The 19,194-nt window shown below is 66.4% G+C and carries 16 protein-coding genes and 1 tRNA gene; 5 read left to right on the forward strand and 12 right to left on the reverse strand.

Translation table 11 applies throughout. From position 1 onward, the window contains the following. Positions 1–24: 24 nt before the first annotated feature. Positions 25–720 (reverse strand): hypothetical protein, encoded by a 696-nt coding sequence (locus tag IHE57_RS14600; RefSeq protein WP_209374261.1) that lies wholly within the window; start codon positions 718–720, stop codon positions 25–27. A gap of 97 nt (positions 721–817) precedes the next feature. Next, positions 818–890, reverse strand: a tRNA-Arg gene (locus IHE57_RS14605). Positions 891–1,268: 378 nt separating this feature from the next. Between IHE57_RS14605 and IHE57_RS14610 the strand changes: the two genes are divergently transcribed. After that, positions 1,269–3,101 carry a phosphoenolpyruvate carboxykinase (GTP) gene (locus IHE57_RS14610; RefSeq protein WP_209374263.1) on the forward strand — a complete coding sequence of 611 codons (1,833 nt, stop codon included), beginning with the start codon at positions 1,269–1,271 and terminating at the stop codon, positions 3,099–3,101. A 431-nt stretch (positions 3,102–3,532) separates the two neighbouring features. Here the strand turns inward: IHE57_RS14610 and IHE57_RS14615 are convergent, their stop codons facing one another. The 4 genes from IHE57_RS14615 to IHE57_RS14630 all read right to left on the reverse strand — a co-directional run bounded on the left by IHE57_RS14615 (position 3,533) and on the right by IHE57_RS14630 (position 8,430). Then, positions 3,533–3,766 carry a hypothetical protein gene (locus IHE57_RS14615; RefSeq protein ID WP_209323967.1) on the reverse strand — a complete coding sequence of 78 codons (234 nt, stop codon included), beginning with the start codon at positions 3,764–3,766 and terminating at the stop codon, positions 3,533–3,535. Then, a complete protein-coding gene (locus tag IHE57_RS14620; RefSeq protein ID WP_209374265.1) occupies positions 3,763–5,250 on the reverse strand; it encodes an inorganic phosphate transporter in 1,488 nt (495 codons plus the stop codon). Before IHE57_RS14620 ends, IHE57_RS14615 begins: the two co-directional genes overlap by 4 nt. 257 nt (positions 5,251–5,507) lie before the next feature. Next, on the reverse strand, positions 5,508–6,881 hold the full coding sequence (locus IHE57_RS14625; RefSeq protein WP_436627491.1) for an aspartate aminotransferase family protein: 1,374 nt from the start codon (positions 6,879–6,881) through the stop codon (positions 5,508–5,510). A gap of 64 nt (positions 6,882–6,945) precedes the next feature. Next, on the reverse strand, positions 6,946–8,430 hold the full coding sequence (locus IHE57_RS14630) for a CoA-acylating methylmalonate-semialdehyde dehydrogenase (RefSeq protein WP_209374269.1): 1,485 nt from the start codon (positions 8,428–8,430) through the stop codon (positions 6,946–6,948). A 115-nt stretch (positions 8,431–8,545) separates the two neighbouring features. On the opposite strand from IHE57_RS14630, the gene IHE57_RS14635 reads away from it, so the two are divergent. Then, positions 8,546–10,321: a PucR family transcriptional regulator gene (locus tag IHE57_RS14635; protein WP_209374272.1), complete on the forward strand. Its 1,776-nt coding sequence runs from the start codon at positions 8,546–8,548 to the stop codon at positions 10,319–10,321. A gap of 34 nt (positions 10,322–10,355) precedes the next feature. Here IHE57_RS14635 and IHE57_RS14640 read toward each other — a convergent pair whose 3' ends face one another. After that, positions 10,356–11,393, reverse strand: coding sequence for an Ldh family oxidoreductase (locus tag IHE57_RS14640; RefSeq protein ID WP_209374274.1), 1,038 nt, complete (start codon positions 11,391–11,393; stop codon positions 10,356–10,358). A 248-nt stretch (positions 11,394–11,641) separates the two neighbouring features. Between IHE57_RS14640 and IHE57_RS14645 the strand changes: the two genes are divergently transcribed. From IHE57_RS14645 to IHE57_RS14655, 3 genes are read left to right on the forward strand one after another with little or no spacing between them, the layout of a single operon-like run. Continuing rightward, entirely contained in the window at positions 11,642–12,484 is an 843-nt protein-coding gene (locus IHE57_RS14645; RefSeq protein WP_209374276.1) for a substrate-binding periplasmic protein, read from the forward strand. A gap of 25 nt (positions 12,485–12,509) precedes the next feature. Beyond that, a complete protein-coding gene (locus IHE57_RS14650) occupies positions 12,510–13,241 on the forward strand; it encodes an amino acid ABC transporter permease (protein WP_209323973.1) in 732 nt (243 codons plus the stop codon). Beyond that, the gene (locus IHE57_RS14655) at positions 13,238–14,086 is read left to right on the forward strand and encodes an amino acid ABC transporter ATP-binding protein (RefSeq protein WP_209374278.1); all 849 of its coding nucleotides are present in this window, start codon (positions 13,238–13,240) and stop codon (positions 14,084–14,086) included. Before IHE57_RS14650 ends, IHE57_RS14655 begins: the two co-directional genes overlap by 4 nt. Positions 14,087–14,143: 57 nt before the next feature. Here IHE57_RS14655 and IHE57_RS14660 read toward each other — a convergent pair whose 3' ends face one another. From IHE57_RS14660 to IHE57_RS14680, 5 genes are all read right to left on the reverse strand, one after another. Next, entirely contained in the window at positions 14,144–14,899 is a 756-nt protein-coding gene (locus IHE57_RS14660) for an SDR family NAD(P)-dependent oxidoreductase (RefSeq protein ID WP_209374280.1), read from the reverse strand. A 76-nt stretch (positions 14,900–14,975) separates the two neighbouring features. After that, positions 14,976–15,719, reverse strand: a complete 744-nt coding sequence (locus IHE57_RS14665; RefSeq protein WP_209374283.1) for an SDR family NAD(P)-dependent oxidoreductase — start codon at positions 15,717–15,719, stop codon at positions 14,976–14,978. Between the two features lie 6 nt (positions 15,720–15,725). Further along, positions 15,726–16,817, reverse strand: coding sequence for a proline racemase family protein (locus tag IHE57_RS14670; protein WP_209374285.1), 1,092 nt, complete (start codon positions 16,815–16,817; stop codon positions 15,726–15,728). 23 nt (positions 16,818–16,840) lie between these two features. Then, positions 16,841–17,740, reverse strand: a complete 900-nt coding sequence (locus IHE57_RS14675; protein WP_209374287.1) for a dihydrodipicolinate synthase family protein — start codon at positions 17,738–17,740, stop codon at positions 16,841–16,843. Between the two features lie 123 nt (positions 17,741–17,863). Continuing rightward, positions 17,864–19,111 (reverse strand): NAD(P)/FAD-dependent oxidoreductase, encoded by a 1,248-nt coding sequence (locus IHE57_RS14680; protein ID WP_209374289.1) that lies wholly within the window; start codon positions 19,109–19,111, stop codon positions 17,864–17,866. Between the last annotated feature and the right edge of the window lie 83 nt (positions 19,112–19,194).

The raw sequence follows: 19,194 nt of genomic DNA on the forward strand, positions 1-19,194 counted from the left end.
GGAACGCCCTACCTGACCCCGCGACTATCCGGCGGATGGCCGGGCAGCTGACGGTGCGCATCCGCGGGGTTGCCCGTCAGCTCGACTATTCCGCGGTCGAGTGCGGCCCGGGCCAACTGAGGAAATCCCGCCGCCGAGGCGGCCCGGGCGATGGCCTCGACCGCGCCGCCTCGGGGACTGCCTCCCCGTGCCCGCGAACCAGATCCACCGGCCGTCGACCGACCGCGGAAGCGGATCGAGCGCAAGCGTGAGGCGCATGCGCCCGCGCCTGGCGTCCTCGGCCGAACAGGCGACGAAATGGACGCCGTTCTTCGTCCACCACGACGCCCGCAGGGTCGACTGCGACATCTGCCCCTTCAGCCCTGCCTCTTTGAGGTACCTGTTCGCGCCGGTGATCCCGGCGATGCTTCCAAGTGTGATCTGCGAATACGGGATCACGTAGGAGTGCAGTCCCGGCGCAATGGAACCGACGAGGATTCCGCGCTCACAGACGACGAGACGCTCCCCCGAAAGACAGAGCAGAATCAGACCGAACAGCACTGCGAACATGGCACCCGGAGCGGTCGCCAGCAGCGGCGCCTCCCCCGGCTTGATGAATGTCAGACCGGTGAAGAGCGCCCAGCCGAGGACGAACGCCGTCACGGTCTTCAACCCCGGACGATCAGCGAAGACTTCGATGACCTCGCCGAGCTCCTCACGATGACGACGAGCTTTTCTCATCACAGAACCCAACCTTCTGATCGTTAGCTCGGCGTTTCGTTCGCACACGAAAAAGTTCCTCACCAGCTATCCTGCCTGGTGAGGGACTTACTCTCGGTGCGCCACGAGGGATTCGAACCCCCAACCTTCTGATCCGTAGTCAGATGCTCTATCCGTTGAGCTAGTGGCGCATGTTACCCGGGCTGACGCCCTGCAACTCGAACAACTATACACACCGGATTCACTCAAGCTCAAATCGCCCAGATGTGCGCTTCACCACATCCGCGCGAAAGGCGTGAGCCGTCTGGGCGAACGAGAGGTGAAACGGCCACGCGCGAAGAGGCTGCCTTGGTGCAATAACAGGTCATTAATCTGAAACGACACGTCATTTGATTGACTTCTTCACGTCATTGACGCTCTTCTTGTGACCCAATGCACATCTTCAAGTGACCCATTCGCGAGTTTCTCACGACTGTCCCCATCCTACGGTGGAGGTGTACCAACCGCTCGACGGAACTCGCAGCCGCCTGAGACGAAACCCCGCACTCGAACCCAACAGGAGACCACTCATGACTGTCCTCGACCATGATGTCGTCGCTGACCAGCTGAAGAACGCACCGACCGACAACGAGTCGGTCCTCTCATTCGTCGGCCGGATCGCCTCCCTCACCACCCCGGATGACATCGTCTGGGTCGATGGCTCCGACGAGCAGAAGAACGAGATCGCTGAGAAGCTCGTCGAGGCCGGCACCATCGTACGCCTGACCGGCACCAAGGACTCCTACTACGCGGCATCCGACCCCGAGGACGTCGCCCGCGTCGAGGGCCGGACCTACATCTGCTCCGTCGACGAGAAGGACGCCGGCCCGCTCAACAACTGGGTCGCCCCGGACGAAATGAAGCAGACGCTGAACGGCCTGTTCGACGGCGCGATGCGCGGACGCACCATGTACGTCATCCCCTTCGTCATGGGACACGCCGAGGCCGACCAGCCGATGTTCGGCATCGAGGTCACGGATTCGCCCTACGTCGTGCTCTCCATGCTCGTCATGGCTCGCTCGGGCAAGTACGCCCTCGACGCGATCGACGCTCAGAACGCGAAGTTCGTCGAATGCGTGCATTCTGTCGGCGCTCCGCTGGACGAGGGACAGGAAGACGTCGCCTGGCCCTGCAACACCACGAAGTACATCACCCACTTCCCCGAAGAGCGATCGATCTGGTCCTTCGGCTCCGGCTACGGCGGCAACGCGCTGCTGGGCAAGAAGTGCTACGCCCTGCGCATCGCCTCCGCGGTCGCCCGCGACGAGGGCTGGCTGGCCGAGCACATGCTCATCCTCAAGCTGACCAGCCCGGAAGGCGAGGTCAAGTACATCGCCGCCGCATTCCCCTCGGCCTGCGGCAAGACCAACCTCGCCATGATCGAGCCCACCATCCCGGGATGGAAGGCCGAGACCCTCGGTGACGACATCGCCTGGATGCGCTTCGGCGACGACGGCCAGCTCTACGCCGTCAACCCCGAGTTCGGGCTCTTCGGCGTCGCTCCGGGCACCGGATACACCACGAACCCGACCGCGATGCGTGCCATCGAGGCCGGCGGGAACATCTTCACCAACGTCGCCCTGACCGACGACGGCGATGTGTGGTGGGAGGGCAAGACCGACGAGAAGCCCGCTCACCTCACCGACTGGAGGGGCAACGACTGGACCCCGGAGTCCGAGACCCCGGCCGCTCATCCGAACTCGCGCTTCTGCACCCCGATCGCCAACGTTCCCACCCTGGCACCAGAGTGGACGAACCCGAACGGCGTGCCGATCTCGGCGATCCTCTTCGGCGGGCGCCGCAAGACCACGATGCCGCTCGTGACCGAGACCAAGGACTGGAACCACGGCGTGTTCATGGGTTCGGTGCTGTCCTCGGAGACCACCGCTGCCGCCACCGGAGCCGTCGGCGTCGTCCGCCGCGATCCCATGGCCATGCGTCCGTTCATCGGCTACAACGTCGGGGACTACCTGCAGCACTGGCTCGACATCGGCAACACCGAGGGTGCCCAGCTGCCGAAGATCTTCTACGTCAACTGGTTCCGCCGCGATGACGACAATTCGTTCCTGTGGCCCGGATTCTCCGAGAACTCCCGCGTTCTCAAGTGGGTCTTCGAGCGTGTGGCCGGCACCGCCGAGGCCGTTGAGTCCCCGCTGGGCCTCACCCCGGTCGAAGGCGGCCTGGACACCGAGGGCCTCGACTTCACCGATGAGCAGCTGCGCAAGGCCCTGGCCATCAAGCCCGAGGAGTGGGAGACCGAACTCGGACTCATCGAGGAATGGTACGCCGAGCTCGGCGATTCGGTTCCGGCCGAGCTGCGCGCCGAGGTCGACAAGCTTCGCGAACGCCTCGGCCTCGTCTGAGTCGCTTGCCTGAGTCTCTGAAGGACTGAGACGTCCGACCATTGAAGATCCCCCAACCGCCGCCGAGGTGGCTGGGGGATCTTCGTGTCCCGTTGAGACTGGGCGGACTCAATTCTGCTCCTGGGAGGCCCCTCCCCTGACACGACCAGCTGCGGTCGCACTATGGGAACGATAACTGTCCACACCACTGCGCCCCGAGTGATCGGACCCGGCGATTTCCTTGAGCAGATCGGCAGACAGCCCAGCACTGTTCTGTGGATGGTCACGGGTCGCGTCTTGACGCCGAGCCCTCGACGAGTTCGGGCTTGCAGCCCGCACCGCTGGCGGCACCTCAGTCTATGAGCCGCAGAACACCTCCGCAGCGGCATTATGCACCGGTGCGACGGGAGGAATTGCAGCTGACGGTGGGTGATGTGCCCCTGCCCGAAGCGTCAGGCTCCGTGCAGCGCGGGAACGATGAGGTAGACGCCGAGGAGGACGACGACTCCGCAGACGCCGAAGACCGACCAGTAGGCGAATCGGAGCGCAGAACCGCCCCGTCCCTCCTCGACGCGGTCGAGATGAGAGGCGCGCATCCGCACCGCCGCGGAGAAGAGCGTGATGACGATGACAGCCGAGATCCAGGTCGCGGCCGCGACGATGAGGAACGAACTCCATTCGATCATTTCGCGTCTCCCTTATCCCTCGCATCGGCCCCGGTCGATGACGTGCCCGCGGCAGTCGACCGTGCCTTCGTGCCCTCAGCGGCCTCCGACTCGGCGTTCGACTCAGCCTTCGGCTCGGCGTTCACGCCTGTCGCCCCTTCGGCGGCGTTCGTGCGCTCGGCGTTGCCGGTGCCGGTCGCACCCTCAACGGGTGCGGCGGGGGCGGCGGCTCCGTGCTTCTTCGCCCTCCGGGCGGCGCGACGCTTCTCCTTGGCCGCCTGCTTCTCCTCCCATGCCTCACGGCGGGCTTTCCGCTTCGCGATGGCACGCTTGCGGTTGCGGTCCTTGCGCAGCTTGCGCTTGCGGCCGCGGATGTTGACGGCTTCGCCGACGGTGTCGAAGTTCGAGATGTCGGTCTCTTCGATCCGACGAGAGCTCACGAAGATCCACAGCACCACGATGACGGCGACGACTGTGTCGACGAGGACGCCGATCGTTCCCAGGTGAGCGATGCCCGCGGCGATCGCACCGACGATCGCGGCGGCGGGAATCGTCAGCAGCCAGCCCGAAGCGATCCGCCCGGCCGTCGACCACTGCACGTCGGCACCCTTGCGGCCCAGGCCCGAACCGAGCACCGAACCGGAGGCCACCTGCGTCGTCGACAGCGCGAATCCGAGATGAGACGAAGCGAGGATCGCCGCGGCGGTCGAGGTCTCGGCCGACAGCCCCTGAGCGGCCTTCACCGTCGTCAGCTTCGTTCCGAGAGTGTCGATGATGCGCCAGCCGCCGACGTAGGTGCCGAGCGCGATCGCCAGAGCACACGCGGTGATCACCCAGATGTGCGGGCCGGTCCCATGCTCCTGCAGGTTCGCCGAGACGAGCACCAGGGTGATGACGCCCATCGTCTTCTGCGCGTCGTTCGTGCCGTGCGCCAGCGCCACCAGCGAGGAGGAGAAGATCTGTCCGTACTTGAAGGGCGCCCGCCGGGCGGTCTTGCCCTCCGCGTTGCGGCGGGTGATGGCGTAGGCGATGCGGGTGCAAATATAGGCGCTGACGCCCGCGATGATCGGGGCGGCCAGCGCCGGGATGACGACCTTGGACAGGAACACTCCGTAGTCGACGGAGTTGAGTCCCGCACCGACGATGGCCGCGCCGATGAGTCCGCCGAAGAGCGCATGGGAGGACGAGGATGGAAGGCCGAACCGCCAGGTCGCCATGTTCCAGATGATCGCGCCGATGAGTCCGGCGAGGATGAAGTCCGGGGTGATCTGGACTCCCCCGTTGCCTTCTTTGATGATGCCGCCGGAGATGGTCTTGGCCACCTCGGTGGAGAGGAAGGCGCCGACAAGGTTGAGGATCGCGGCGAGAGTCACCGCCGTCTTCGGCTTGATCGCCCCGGTCGCGATCGGGGTGGCCATGGCATTGGCCGTATCGTGAAAGCCGTTGGTGAAGTCGAAGAACAGTGCCAGTGCTATGACGAGCACGACGACGAAGATGATTTCCACTAATCGACCTTGGGTGTAGACACTATTCGGACCGTGGATGATGCAGCTGGCGGCCAGCGATCACTATCCCGCAGAAGTCTACCCCCCAGTTCTGCTGATCTTCATCCGCAGTTCGACCATACTCCACCTCGTTCACCGGATGTTCACCTCCGACATGCGCAAACGGGCCCCATCGGGCAGACAAGTGCAAGAACTGTCACATCCGAATGGGGCCCGTAGGCGCGAATGTCCCGCCGCGAAGCAGGTTCGAAGCTGGCTTACTCCGTGACGAAGCGATCGGCGACGTCGAGCGCTCGGTCGAGCGCTGCGAGTCCGAACCGGAGGTCGTCGTCAGGCGTATTCAGCGGCGGGACGACGTGGATTCGGTTGAAGTTCGCGAACGGCAGCACTCCATCGGCTTTGAGAGCGGCGATGACTTCGTTCATCTCCGGTGAGCTGCCGCCGTAAGCGGCCAGCGGTTCCTTCGTCGTCCGGTCCTTGACGAGTTCGACGGCCCAGAAGCAGCCCATGCCCCGCACATCGCCGACCGAGGGGTGACACCCAGCGATCTCCCGCAGCGCCGGCCCGATGATCTCCGCGCCGAGGCGGTCGGAGTTCTCGACCATCCCTTCGGACTCCATCGCGGAAATCGTCGCCACCGCTGCCGCACAGGCCAGCGGGTGTCCCGAATACGTCAGCCCGCCCGGGTAGGCGCGATCGCGGAAGGTCTCGAAGATCGCATCGGAGATCGCGACGCCGCCGAGCGGGACATACCCGGAGTTCACGCCCTTGGCGAAGGTGATGAGATCGGGCGTCACATCCCAGTGGTCGACGGCGAACCAGCGTCCGGTGCGGCCGAAGCCGGCCATCACCTCGTCGGCGATGAAGACGATCCCGTACCGGGCCGTCAGCTCGCGCACGCCTTCGAGGTAGCCGGCAGGCGGAGCGTAGATCCCCGCGGTGCCCGGGACGGTCTCGAGGATGAGCGCGGCGATGCTGTCGGGACCTTCGAGAGTGATCATGTCCTCGAGGTGGGCCAGCGCCCGCTGCGTCTCCTCCGCCTCCGAGGTCGAATTGAAGTAGGAGCGGTACTGGTAGGAGGGCATGAAGTGGACGATGCCCTCGGCCGAGTAGTCGTTGGCGAACCGGCGGGGGTCACCCGTGACATTGACCGCCAGCTGCGTGCCGCCGTGGTAGCTGCGGTAGGCCGACAGCACCTTCGTCCGCCCCGTGTGCAGACGGGCCATGCGAATCGCGTGTTCGTTCGCATCGGCTCCGCCGTTGGTGAAGAACACGTGGTCGAGGTCGCCCGGGGTGCGTTCGGCGATGAGCCTGGCCGCCTCGGAGCGGGCGTCGTTGACGTGCTGCGGAGCGATCGTGCACAGCTTGCCCGCTTGGGCCTGGATGGCCGCGACGACGGCCGGGTGCTGGTGTCCGATATTCGTGTTGACCAGCTGCGAGGACATGTCGAGCAGCTTCCGGCCCTCACCGTCCCAGACGTAGGGCCCTTCGGCGTCGACGATCGTCATCGGCTGGAACGGCCCCTGGGCCTGCCAGGAGTGGAAGACATGGGCGCGGTCGAGCTCATGGGCCCGCCGCCCGGCCGCGAGGAGGTCCTCACCGATTCCCGGGGCGTCGTTCGCTGACTGCATGTGTTCTGTGGTGATCGTTGTCATGGCTGCTCCTTCGCCGAGGTGGGGCCGATTTCGGTCGGCATCAGTCGTTGGTGGGGAATCCGAGGTTGAGACCTCCGTGGCTGGGATCGAGCCAGCGTGAGGTCACGACCTTGCCGCGGGTGAAGAAGTGGACCCCTTCCTCGCCGTAGGCGTGTGTGTCGCCGAACAGGGAGTTCTTCCATCCTCCGAAGGAGTAGTGGCCCACGGGGACGGGGATCGGCACGTTGATGCCGACCATCCCGACCTCGACTTCGTTCTCGTAGCGCCGGGCCGCTCCACCGTCGTTGGTGAAGATCGCGGTGCCGTTGCCGTAGGGGTTCGCGTTGATGAGGTCGAGGCCTTCGTCGTAGCCGGCGACCCGGACGACGCAGAGCACGGGCCCGAAGATCTCGTCGGTGTAGATCGACATATCGGTCGTGACCTCGTGGAACAGGGTCGGGTTGAGGAAGAAGCCGTCCGCGTGATCGTGCTCGCGTCCGTCGAGGACGAGTTCGGCGCCGGACTCGACTCCCGCGTCGATGTAGCCGGCGACCTTGTCGCGGTGAGCGGCGGTGACGAGCGGTCCCATGTCCGGCTCCTCCGTCCCGTCGCCGACGCGCAGGGTGCGGGTGCGCTCGGCGATCTTGCTCACGAGCTCATCGGCGATCGATTCGACGGCGACGACCACGGAGATCGCCATGCACCGCTCCCCTGCCGCACCGTAGCCGGCGTTGACCGCGGCGTCGGCGGCGAGATCGAGGTCGGCATCGGGCAGGACGAGCATGTGGTTCTTCGCCCCGCCGAGGGCCTGGACCCGCTTGCCGGCCGCCGTGCCGTTCTCATAGACGTACTTCGCGATCGGGGTCGATCCGACGAAGGACACCGAGGCCACCTCGGGGCTTTCGAGGATCGTATCGACGGCTTCCTTGTCACCGTGGACGACGTTGAAGACGCCGTCGGGCAGACCCGCTTCCTTCCACAGTTCGGCGATCCAGTTCGCGGCCGAGGGATCCTTCTCCGAGGGCTTGAGCACGACGGTGTTGCCGGCTGCGATGGCGACGGGGAAGAACCACATCGGCACCATGGCCGGGAAGTTGAAGGGCGAGATGATCGCGGCGACGCCGAGGGGCTGGCGCAGCGAGTGGACATCGACGTTCGTCGAGGCGTTCTCGGTGTGGCCGCCCTTGAGGTGGCCGGCGATGCCGCAGGCGAATTCGACAACCTCCTGGCCGCGGGCGACCTCGCCGAGGGCGTCGGAGACGACCTTGCCGTGTTCGGCGGTGATGATCTCCGCCAGCTCCTGCTTGCGCGCATTGAGCAGCTCGCGGAAGGAGAAGAGGACGGAGGTCCGCTTCGCCAGCGAGGTGTCTCGCCATGCGGGGAACGCCTCGGCGGCCGCGGAGATCGCCGACTCCACGGTCTCCTTCGAACCGAGCGCCACCTGGCCGCGCACGACTCCGGTGGCGGGGTTCGTGATATCGCCGAGGCGGGTGTCGGTGCTCGCAGCGACGGTCTGTCCGTTGATCCAATGGGAGAGGGTGGGCATAGGGCGTCCTTCTTCGTCGTCGATGATGGTCGGTTGAGTCCATCCTCCGCCCGCGCGCCCGCCCAGAACAGCGCCAGACTGTCAGGATCGGAGCCACCGGTTTTACACTGTGTCAATGGAGACTTCGAGGCAATCGTTCACTCGGCGAGCCGGCGCACCCACGGACGACGCAAATCCGCCCGGTGCGGCCGAACAGGAGGCCGGCGGAGGATCACTGAGCATCGCCGATCTGCTCGGGTTCGCAGAGGTCAGCAGCGCCGATCCCGAGGTCCTCGCGGACGCACAGGAGCTGCGCCGAACGATCCGCTGGGTGCACATCGCCGACTCCGAGCACGTCGAACGCTTCCTCGAGGGCGGGGAGCTCGTCCTCACCACGGCCACCACTTTCCGTCGTTCGCCCGCGGCCGTCTCGGAATTCCTCGATCAGCTCGAACGTGCGGGCGCCGCCGGAACGATCGTCGAACTCGTCGATGCGGATTCGGCCCCCGACGAGGAGGCGAGCGCGATAGTGCGCGCGGCCGCCTCGGGACGCGAGCTGCCGGTCATCCTGCTGCCGCATCGGGTCAAGTTCGTCAGGATCACCGAGCTCGCTCATCGGCGGATCCTCGCCCAGCAGATCTCCCGGCTCGAGCACGCGCGCGAAATCCACGAGACCTACACACGGCTGAGTTTGGATCAGGCCGACGCGCAGACGATCGTCGACCGCACCGCCGAGCTGCTCGGCACACCGGTGGTCCTCGAGGACGTCGCCCATCGGGTGCTCGCCCACGCCGGACACGGTTCGCGGTCCCTGACCCAGAAATGGGCGGATCTCGTCACCGGGGCCGCCACCTCGCCCGGGGCGGGTGAGACAGGGAGCTGGAGGCAGACCCCGGTCGGTCTGCGCACCCGGCGGTGGGGGCGTCTGGTCGTGCCCGGCCCTGATCGGACGGCCGCGGCTGTCGACCAGATCATCGAGCGTGCCGGCGAGGCCCTGACGCTGACCCGCATGGCCGACCGCGACGAACAGGATCTGCTGCTGCAGGCGCAGAGCGGTCTGATCAGGGAGATCTCTGACTCCGAGGGGCTCGACGAACGCTCGGCACTGGACCGCGCCCGATCCCTGGGCTTCACTCCCGTTGAAGGGGCCGAACTCACCCCGGTCGTCATCCGGCTCGACCAGGACCCCGAGACCGATCCGACCCGTGTCCAGCTGCAGGAGCGCGGGCTGACGCAGGAGGTCGTCTCCGCCGTCTCGCGGCTGGGTCTGTGCTGCCTGATGATCAGTCTGCAGTCGGGCGTCTTCGGTTTCGTCCTCGCCCCGGCCCGTCGCGCGAGATCACGGAGGTCGACGACGATCACTGCGGTCTCCGATGACCTCCTCGCCCGCCTCCTCGCGCAGCTCGAGGGACATACGGCGAGCTGGGTCGTCGGGGCCGGGCGGCCCAGCACCTCCCTGCTCGGCGCCGTCTCCCGGCTCGAGGCGGCGTCGCAGGTCGCCGAGGTCGCCTCCACCCTCGATGTCCGTGAACGGTCCTTCTACCGCTCCTCGGACGTCCGCCTCCGGGGGCTGCTGGCGCTTCTGGCGGAGGACTCGCGCCTGCGGGCCTTCGCCGAAGGCGAGCTCGGGCCGCTGCTCGGCGACGCCACCGGCGACGGCGTCCGCCGCAGCCGTGAACGCCTCGAAGGAGCGCCCCGGACCGCCTCCGACGACGAGCTCCTCGACTTCCTCGAGCTCTACCTCGCCCACGGCGGGAACAAGTCGGCGATGGCGCGGGCCGGGTACCTGTCCCGGCCCGCGCTCTACGCGCGGATCACGAAGCTGCAGGACCGCCTCGGCGTCTCACTCGACGATCCGGAATCGCGCACGGCACTCCACGTCGCTCTGCTGTGGTGGCGGCTGCACGGCTGACGACGTCGGGCCAGGCGTCCTCCGCGTCGTCGGGTCAGTCGAACAGCGCGCGGATGGTGTCGGTGACGGGGATTCCGCGCTCGGCCGCCTCGGCGCGATTGGCATAGCGACGATCGCCTGGCAGACGCTCCATCCCCGCGCCACGGAGCATGTCGACGAACCCCTGGACTCGGGCAGGATAGGCCTCGTTCCCGCCCCGCTCGGGGTCGATGACGATGTAGAGCTGGCCTGTGCGGAAGGTGTGGGCCCCCTCGGGCGCCTCGGCATCGATCTCGAAGGTGAAGGCGCCGCCGGTGAGTCCGGCCGCGAGAGTCTCGATCATGAACGACAGCATCGCGCCCTTGTGCCCGCCGAAGGGCCGGATGCCGCCTCCGTCGAGGATGTCGTTCGGATCCGTGCTGGCGACACCGGCCGAGTCGACGCCGGTGCCGACCGGAGCCTCTTCGCCTTCGGTACGCAGCAGCTGGAGGTCGCCATGGGACATCGAGGAGGTGGAGAAGTCGAAGACGACGGGGTCTGCCTCGGCGACGGGAGTCGCGAAGCCGAAGGGGTTCGTGCTGAAGACGGGGCACGTTGCGCCCTCGGGGACGACGGCGAGCTTGCCGCTGGCGATCATCCCCATCGCGACCCGACCGTCGCGGGCGAAGGACTCGAGCTCGGGCCACAGGGCGCTGAAGTGGTGGGTGTTGCGCAGGGCGACGACCGCGACGCCGGTGTCTGCCAGCGCCTGCTCGATCTGCGGTCCTGCGGCGGCCAATGCCGGCTGCGCGAAGCCGTTGCGTCCGTCGATGCGGACGAAGGAGGCGCCGGCGACCTCGACGCTCGCCTCGGCGGTTCCGTCCGCCCACCCGCGCTCGAGCGAATCCAGATAGCCGGCCACCCGGAAGACTCCGTGGCTGAGCGTGCCGTCGCGCTCGCAGGAGGCGCAGTTGGTCGCCAGCACTCGGGCAGTCGCCGGGGCGGCACCGGCGGCGGTGAGCTTCGATTCGATCGCCGCGACGAGATCCTCGAAGGTGATGCGCTCCGCTCCCCGAGGCTCCTCGGCTCCTTTTGCCGCCCCATTGCCGCTCATCTGACTCGCCTCTCAAAAATAGACATCTTTGTCATACAACATCAAGCCGTCTTGAATCGTCTCCGTCCAATGTAACTGTTGCATGTCAATCTTGCCTACATGTGTCGCAAATCACGAACGTTCACTATAAGGTCGATTGTATGACACTTGACGGTTCGTTGTGTCGCTTCGCCTCCAGGCGAAGTTCCGTCGATGTTCCCAGCCCCCGGTCCGACGACCGTGCCGGGGCATGACGAAGAGAGACAAAGATGTCCAAGACAAGTCAGATCATCATTGCCATCGTCGGGGTCATAGTCCTCGCCCTCGCCGGAGGCTACTTCGGGGCCGGTCTGCGATCAGGTTCCGGCGCCGGAGGCACCGAGAACGGCGCGTGGATCGAGAAGATCAAGGACCAGGGCGAACTGCGCGTGGGCATCGCCTCGGCGCCGCCCATGACCGGCGAGCAGGAGAACGGCAAGATGGGAGGCCCGAACGTCCTCCCCCTGCAGAATCTCGCCAAGGAGATGGGCGTGAAGTTCACCCCGGTCGCCGCCGAATGGTCGAAGATGGTCTCCGGCCTCCAAGCCGACCGATTCGACGTCGGCGCCTACCTCGATGCGACGTCGGAGCGATCCCTGGCGATCCAGTTCACCGACCCCGTCTACACCTACGAGGGCGTGTGGATCGTCAAGGCCGACTCCGGCCTCAAATCAACCGAGGACATCGTCGACTCCGGCAAGGGCATCGCCGTGGCTTCCGGCACCTCCTATGAACGACGAGTCCAGGAGTTCGACGTCGACATCGTCAACGCCGAGGCCATCCCCCAGTCGATCACGGCCATGGAGGCCGGACGCGCGATCGCAGCCTTCGGTGACCTGCCGACTCTGGCCGACGCCGCCCAGAAGAACAAGTCGCTGAAGATCGTCCGTCCCGATCCGGTGATCTTCAAGAGCGACTCGAACTATGGGGTGAGCCCCGATATCGACGCCCGCTCCCTGCAGATCATCAACATCGCGATCCAGAATGCGAAGAACGACGGCTCCTTCCAGGCTGCCCTCGACAAAGCCGGTGTCGTCGACCCCTCGGACCTCGGCGATCTCGAAATGAAGTGACGACGATGATCGACGAGGAGACATCATGAACTATCAATTCGACTGGAGCGTCGTCACGAGCAACTTCCCCCGGCTGCTCGATGGCCTGCTGATGACGCTTGAGATCGCGGTGGTCGTCATCGTACTGAGCATGATCCTGGCGATCCCCGTGGCGTTCCTGCGCATGTCGAACATCGAGGTCGTCCGCTGGCTTGCGCAGATCTACATCGAGATCTTCCGGTGCACGCCGCTGCTCGTGCAGCTCTTCTGGGTCTACTACGCCCTGCCGACCCTGACGGGCATCACGATCCCCGGCACGATCTCGGCTGTCATCGCGCTGACGCTCAACCTCACCGCCTTCATGGCAGAGGCCTATCGCAGCGGATTCCAAGCGGTACCTCCCGAACAGGTCGAGGCGGGCAAGATGCTCAGGCTCTCCCGGGTCCAGCAGATGCGGTACATCATCGTGCCGCAGGCACTCAAACAGCAGCTGCCCGTGATCCTCTCGCTCAACATCTCGCTGTTCAAGGACACGGCGCTGGTGTCGACGATCGCGGTGGCCGACCTCATGTTCACAGCGAACAAGATCTCGACCGAGTCCTATCGAGCGCTCGAGATCCTCACCGTAGCCGCGCTGATGTATTTCGTCATCGCATTCCCTGCCTCGCTCATCCTCAGCAAGATCGAACGCAACCTCATGATGGGCAGCAGTGTGCGCAAGAAGAAGGGACTGGCCGTACAGATGATGCCGAGCGGAAAAGTGAAGGTGAAGCCATGAGCGAAACGAATGCCGCCGGGCCGAGCACCACTCATCCGGGGCCCGCTCGAGCAAGTGCGACTCGCACGAATACGGGGCGTGCGATCACCGCGAACATCGGCGACGTGCTCGTCTCCTGCCGGGGCCTGCGCAAGAGCTTCGGCGACCGGGAGGTGATGAAGAGCATCGACTTCGACATGCGCGCCGGAGACATCACCGTGATCATCGGCCGCTCCGGCTCGGGAAAGAGCACCCTGCTGAGGGCCATCGCCGGGCTGACCGACCCGGATGACGGGGAGATGGTCTTCGACGGCGAAGTCGTCTTCGCGGATGCCAAGCGGACCCCCGCATGGAAGCAGGTCGACTCACATGTCGGCATGATCTTCCAGAGCTACACGCTCTGGCCGCACATGGATGTTCTCAAGAACCTCACCTTGGCCCCGCGCAAACGCTTGGGAATGTCCGAACGCGAGGCTCTCGGAAGAGCTGAGAAGGCTCTCGCCGAGGTGGGGATGTCCGATCACATCCGGTCGAAGCCCGTCCAGCTCTCGGGAGGTGAGCGCCAACGCGTCGCGATCGCTCGGGCGCTGATGATGCAGCCGAAGCTGCTGCTCTGCGACGAGATCACCTCGGCGCTCGATCCGCCGGTCGCCGCCGAGGTGCTCGATGTGCTCCGCCGGCTCAAGGAAGAGGAAGGCATCGCCGTAGCCCTGGTCACGCACGATATGGCCTTCGCCTCGAAAGCCGCGGACCGCGTCGTCTTCTTCCACGAGGGAGAGATCGCGGTGAATGCGACTCCGGACGAGGCTTTCAACCACACGAACGACCCCGAGCTGAAGAAGTTCATCGAGGCCGTGCGCTTCTGAGCACCCGGCGGCCTCCGGGAAGCGATTCTCGGGGGCCGCCGTCTGCGCTTCGGTCCGCTAGCGCACGTAGTCCGCGCCGGTGACGTCGATCGTCGAGCCGGTGAGATGCCGGGCGCGGCCCGAGGCGAGGAAGGAGACGAGCTCGGCGATGTCCTGCGGGGGCGTGATCTCGCGCAGGGGAAGACCTGCGAGCACTCCGTCGGAGACCGCGCCCGCCGCCAGACCCGTGTCGACCCAGCCCGGTGCGATGGCATAGGCGCACACGCCGAGGTGGCCGTACCCTCGTGCGATCCCCTTCGTGAGGCTGAGCAGTCCGGCCTTGGCCGCACCGTAGGCGAGATGCTCGGCGTCGTCGCCGCGGTGGGCCGAACGACTGGTGATGTTGATGATCGCTCCCCCGCCCTGCTCGGGAAAGGACAGCAGAGCCTGCCGACACAGATCCGCCGCCGATAGGAGATTGAGCTGCATGTTCGCGGCCCATCCCCCGGCCCAGTCCGACTCGCCCATGAGCGGTGAAGCGATCCAGGCGCCGGCGTTGTTGACCACCGTGTCGATGCCGCCCATGGCCTCGACCGCCTCGGTCCACACCCGCGCAGCCGTCGCGGGAGCGGACAGATCCCCGTGGACGAGGTGGGCCCGGGGACCGAGTTCGTCGGTGAGGGCCTGAGCGGCAACCTCGTCGGAGTTGAAGTGGATCGCCACGCTGCCGCCGTCACGGTGGACGGCACGGGTGATCGCGGCACCGATCCCCTTCGACGCTCCGGTGACGAGCACTCGCCGGCCCTGCAGTGCTCCCGCAGCCCCTTCGGTCATGGTCTCTCCTGTCCTCAGGCGGGTCCGGCCCCGCCTCTTCTCGGTGTCCGGCCCCGCCTCTTCCGGGTGCCCGGTCTCAGCCGACCTGCTGGGCTCCGGCGATCTCGATCGCGGCTCCCGAGATGAATGAGGCTCGGTCACTGAGCAGGAAGGTCGTGAGCTCGGCGACCTCGGCGGGCCGGCCGAGGCGACCGAGCGGAACCGATGCGGCCAGCTCGGATTCGGCGATGCCGTTGTCGTCGAGCTTCTGCTGCAGCATGGGCGTGAGGATCTCACCGGGGCAGATCGAGTTCGCCCGCACCCCGTGAGCACCGAAGTCCCTGGCCAGGCTCCTCGTCAGCGAGACCACTGCGGCCTTCGAACTGTTGTAAGCGATGTGCCCGCCCGCCGGCTGCAGTCCCCATTGCGAGGCGATGTTGACGATCGCGGCGGAATCGGCGTCCTTGAGGGAAGGCAGCGCTGCCCGGCAGAGCCGCATGACGGCGTCGACGTTGACGGCATAGGTCGCCGCCCAGTCGTCCTCGTCGATCTCGAGCAGGTCGCCTCGACGCATCACTCCGGCGCAGTTGACGAGCCCGTCGACGGCGCCGAGGCGGTCGGTCACCTCGACGAGCAGATCCGCGCAGCCGGCGGATGTGGACAGATCCGCGAGGAAGGGCGTGACCGCCTCGGCGGGGATGTCCTCACCTGTCGGTCTCGTCGCTTCGACGCGGTCGACCGCCGCCACCCGCGCCCCCTGTCTCGCGCAGGCCGCGGTGATAGCCGATCCGATGCCGCCGGCTGCTCCGGTGACGATGATCGTGCGTGACTGCAGTTCCATATCCGTTCAGTCCTCGTCTCCGGCCGTCATCCGGCCGGCTCCGCGACCCCAGATGTCTCCGACGGTGTAACCGACGGGGAACGGATCGTCGGCTTCGACGACGAGCTGCTGGAACCCGGTGATCCATCCGCGGCCGCTGATCGAGGGGATCACGGCCGGCATTCCAGCCAGCGTCGTCGTCTCCTTCACCTCGGCGGTGAAGGTCGTGCCCATCATCGACTCGTGGACGAACCGCTCGCCGACCGCGAGTTCCCCACGTGCGTGTTTGGCCGCCACGCGAGCACTGGTGCCGGTTCCGCAGGGTGACCGGTCGAGCGTGCCCGACCAGGTGCTCGGGTCGGCGAGGTCGACGATTCCGTTGGGCAGCACGACCGCGTTGCGCCCGTCGGTGCCCGGGGTGCGTGCGGGTCCGTGGATCATCGGCAGGCCGATCGAGTCGATCTCGGGGATGAGCGGGTGCCTGACCGTGAAGGTCTCGTTCGCCGCCTGCAGCATGACGCTCGCTGCGCGGATGATCTCCTTGGCATTGTCAGGCTCGAGATCCACGCCGAGGCTGTTCGCTGTGGTCTGCACGTAGAACTGTCCGCCGAAGACGATGTCGACCGGGATCGTTCCGTAGCCGGGCACATCGAGGGGCAGGTCGAGTCCGTGGACGAACGACGGCACGTTGTCAAAGGTCACGTTCTTCGCGCGGCCGTCGACCACCTCGGCGCGGGCGGTGACGGGGCCGGCGGCCGTGTCGATGCGCAGCTCTGTGACGGGTTCGCTGACGTCGACGGATCCGGTCTCCACCAGAGCTGTGACGGTGCAGATGAGGTTCGACCCGGACATCGGTTTGAATCCGCCCTGCTCCATGACGATCATCCCGAAGTCGCAGCTGGGGTCAGTCGCGGACACGACGATCGGCGAACACAGTCCCGGATAGCCGCGCGGCTCCTGGAGGATGAGCGTGCGGAAGTCGTCGAGATGCTCCTGGCAGTAGCGCAGCTTCTCGGCCATGGTCGAGCCCTTGACCTTGAGATTCGATCCGAGAAGCACTCGGCCCGGCTCTCCGGCGGCATGGACGTCGACCGCCTGGATGATCTGCCTGTTCTTCACACTTCCTCGTTTCCGGGGGTTCGTCAGCCGACTGAGACACCGGCGTTCCGCAGCAGTCCGCGCAGCTCTGCGATATGCTCCTCGGCCAGCGGCTGGATCGGCAGGCGGGTCGGCCCGGCGTCGACTCCGACGAGTGCCGTCCCGGCCTTGATGGCGCCAGCATAGTTGTGCGACTCGAGGAAGACACAGATCGGATTGATCTTCGCCCACAGTTCGCGGCCGCGATCGAGGTCCCCGTCGACGGCGACAGCTTGGAAGAGCTCGGCGCAGAGACCGGGGATGATGCTGGCCGCGCCCCAGACGCCGGCGCCGGCACCGAGAGCGAAGGCGGCGAAGGTCAGGGTGTCCCAGCCGTTGAGCGCCTGGATGTGCTCGGCCTCGTCGAAGTGGACCTCGGTGAACTTCGGGAAGTCCCCGCCGGTGTCCTTGAAACTGGTCACCCCGGTGCGGCGGCCGAGCTCACCGAGCTGCTGCGATGTCAGCTCCACTCCGGTGGCCGCGGGGATGTTGTAGTACATGATCGGGATGTCGACCGCCTCGGTCACCGCCGAGTAATGGGCCACGAGCGCTTCGAAGTCCGGGGCGTCGTAGAAGGGCGGGACGATCATCACCGCATCGGCTCCGGCGTCCTTCGCGTCCCGAGTCAGTTCGATGGTCTCAGCGGTGCTCAGGGCTCCGGTGCCCGCGACGACAGGGACGCGACCGGCCGCCGCCTCGATGTACGCGCGGTTCGAGGCCTTGCGCTCCTCGACGGTCAGAGAGGTGAACTCGCCGGTCGATCCGCCGGGCACGAGTCCGTGGACACCGCCGTCGATGATGTGGTCGACCTGGCGGCCGATGCCTGCGACGTCGACGGCGGAGGCGTCTGTGGTGAACGGGGTGACGACGGCGGCGAGAACGCCGGTGAACTGCTGAGTGGACATGGTGTGCTCCTTAACGGGGTCGGTTGCGTCTGGAAGGTTGGTCGGTGTCGGGTGTCCTTGGAGGACGGGTGTACGAAGCGGTCGGGGCGGATAGTTCCGTTGCGGTTCGTCAGATGCGGTTCGTCAGAACCGGCTCGGCGAGACCTTCGCCAGCTGCTCGGCCGGCAGAGACGGACGGCCGTCGGTCATCAGCTCTGCCAGCAGTCGTGCGGATGCGGGTGCCAGGGTCAGTCCGAGCATCGAGTGGCCCGAATTGACGTAGGCATTTCGCACCGAGTCGAGACGGCCGATGACCGGCAGCCCATCGGGAGTCATGGGGCGCGATCCCGCCCACGGGGTCCGTTCTCCGGCACCGTCTCCCCAGGCGTGGAAGGCTTCGCGGGCAGCGCGACGGATGGCTTCGACCCTGACCTCGCTGACTCGGTCGTCCGTGCTGCCGAACTCCATGGTTCCGGCCAGCCGGAGCATCCCGTCGAGCGGGGTGACGGCGACGCGGGCGTCTTCGAGGGTCAGCGAGGTGTGCAGCTCGATCGGCGCCGGAGAGTAGTCGATGCTGTAGCCCTTGCCGGAGTAGATCGGAACTTTCTGCCCGAGTCCGGCCAGCAGGGAGCCGGAGGGGACGCCGGCGGCGATGACCAGCGACTCGGTGCGGATCACCTCGGCATCGGTGGTGACGACCGCGGTGACGGTCTCACCCGAGCGGACGAACCGCTTCACGCGGGTGTTCTCGCGCACGGCGACACCGAGGTCCGCGAGCTTCGCGAGCAGCCCCGCGGTCAGGGAGTCGGGTTCGATCTGCCGATCGGCACCGAAGAAGAGCCCGTGCCGGATCCGGTCGCTGAGCGCCGGTTCGGCTTCCTGCACCTCGTCACCGTGCAGATGCTGCGGGTGGTGGCCGGCCGACTCGAAGGCGGGCAGGCTCTCGCAGTGCTCGTCGAACCGCTCGCGGGTCTCGAAGGCCAGCAGCACTCCGCGATCGTGCATCTCGAAGTCGATGCCCTGCCGCTGGTACTCGTCGAAGAGATCGTTCGCGTCCTCACCGAGACGCAGGTGGAGGTCGAGTCCGGATTCGAAGTCACGGGCGTTGCAGTGTGTGGCCATGCGCAGCAGGAACTTGAGATAGCCAGGAGCCAGCGACGGTCTGATCGACAGGGGGCTGTCGGGCCTGAGCATCCAGCGGATGCCCTGGAGGAGCACGCCTGGTGCAGGAACGGGAGTGCTCTCGGCGATCGCGATCTTCGCGGCATTTCCGTGGGAGGCACCGGCGCCGCAGCGTCCGGCCTCGATGACGATGACTTCGTGCCCGCGAACGGCCAGTTCGTAGGCCGTGGTGAGCCCCACCACGCCTCCGCCGATGACGACAGTCCTCATCCGGTTACCTCCATTGGTCCCCACGGCCGTCATGCGGCCGGTTTCGACGAAGCGATTATTGTATGACAATCACTTGAGGAATA

The sequence above is a fragment of the Brevibacterium renqingii genome, from assembly GCF_017808105.1.
In the GTDB taxonomy this organism is placed as follows: domain Bacteria; phylum Actinomycetota; class Actinomycetes; order Actinomycetales; family Brevibacteriaceae; genus Brevibacterium; species Brevibacterium renqingii.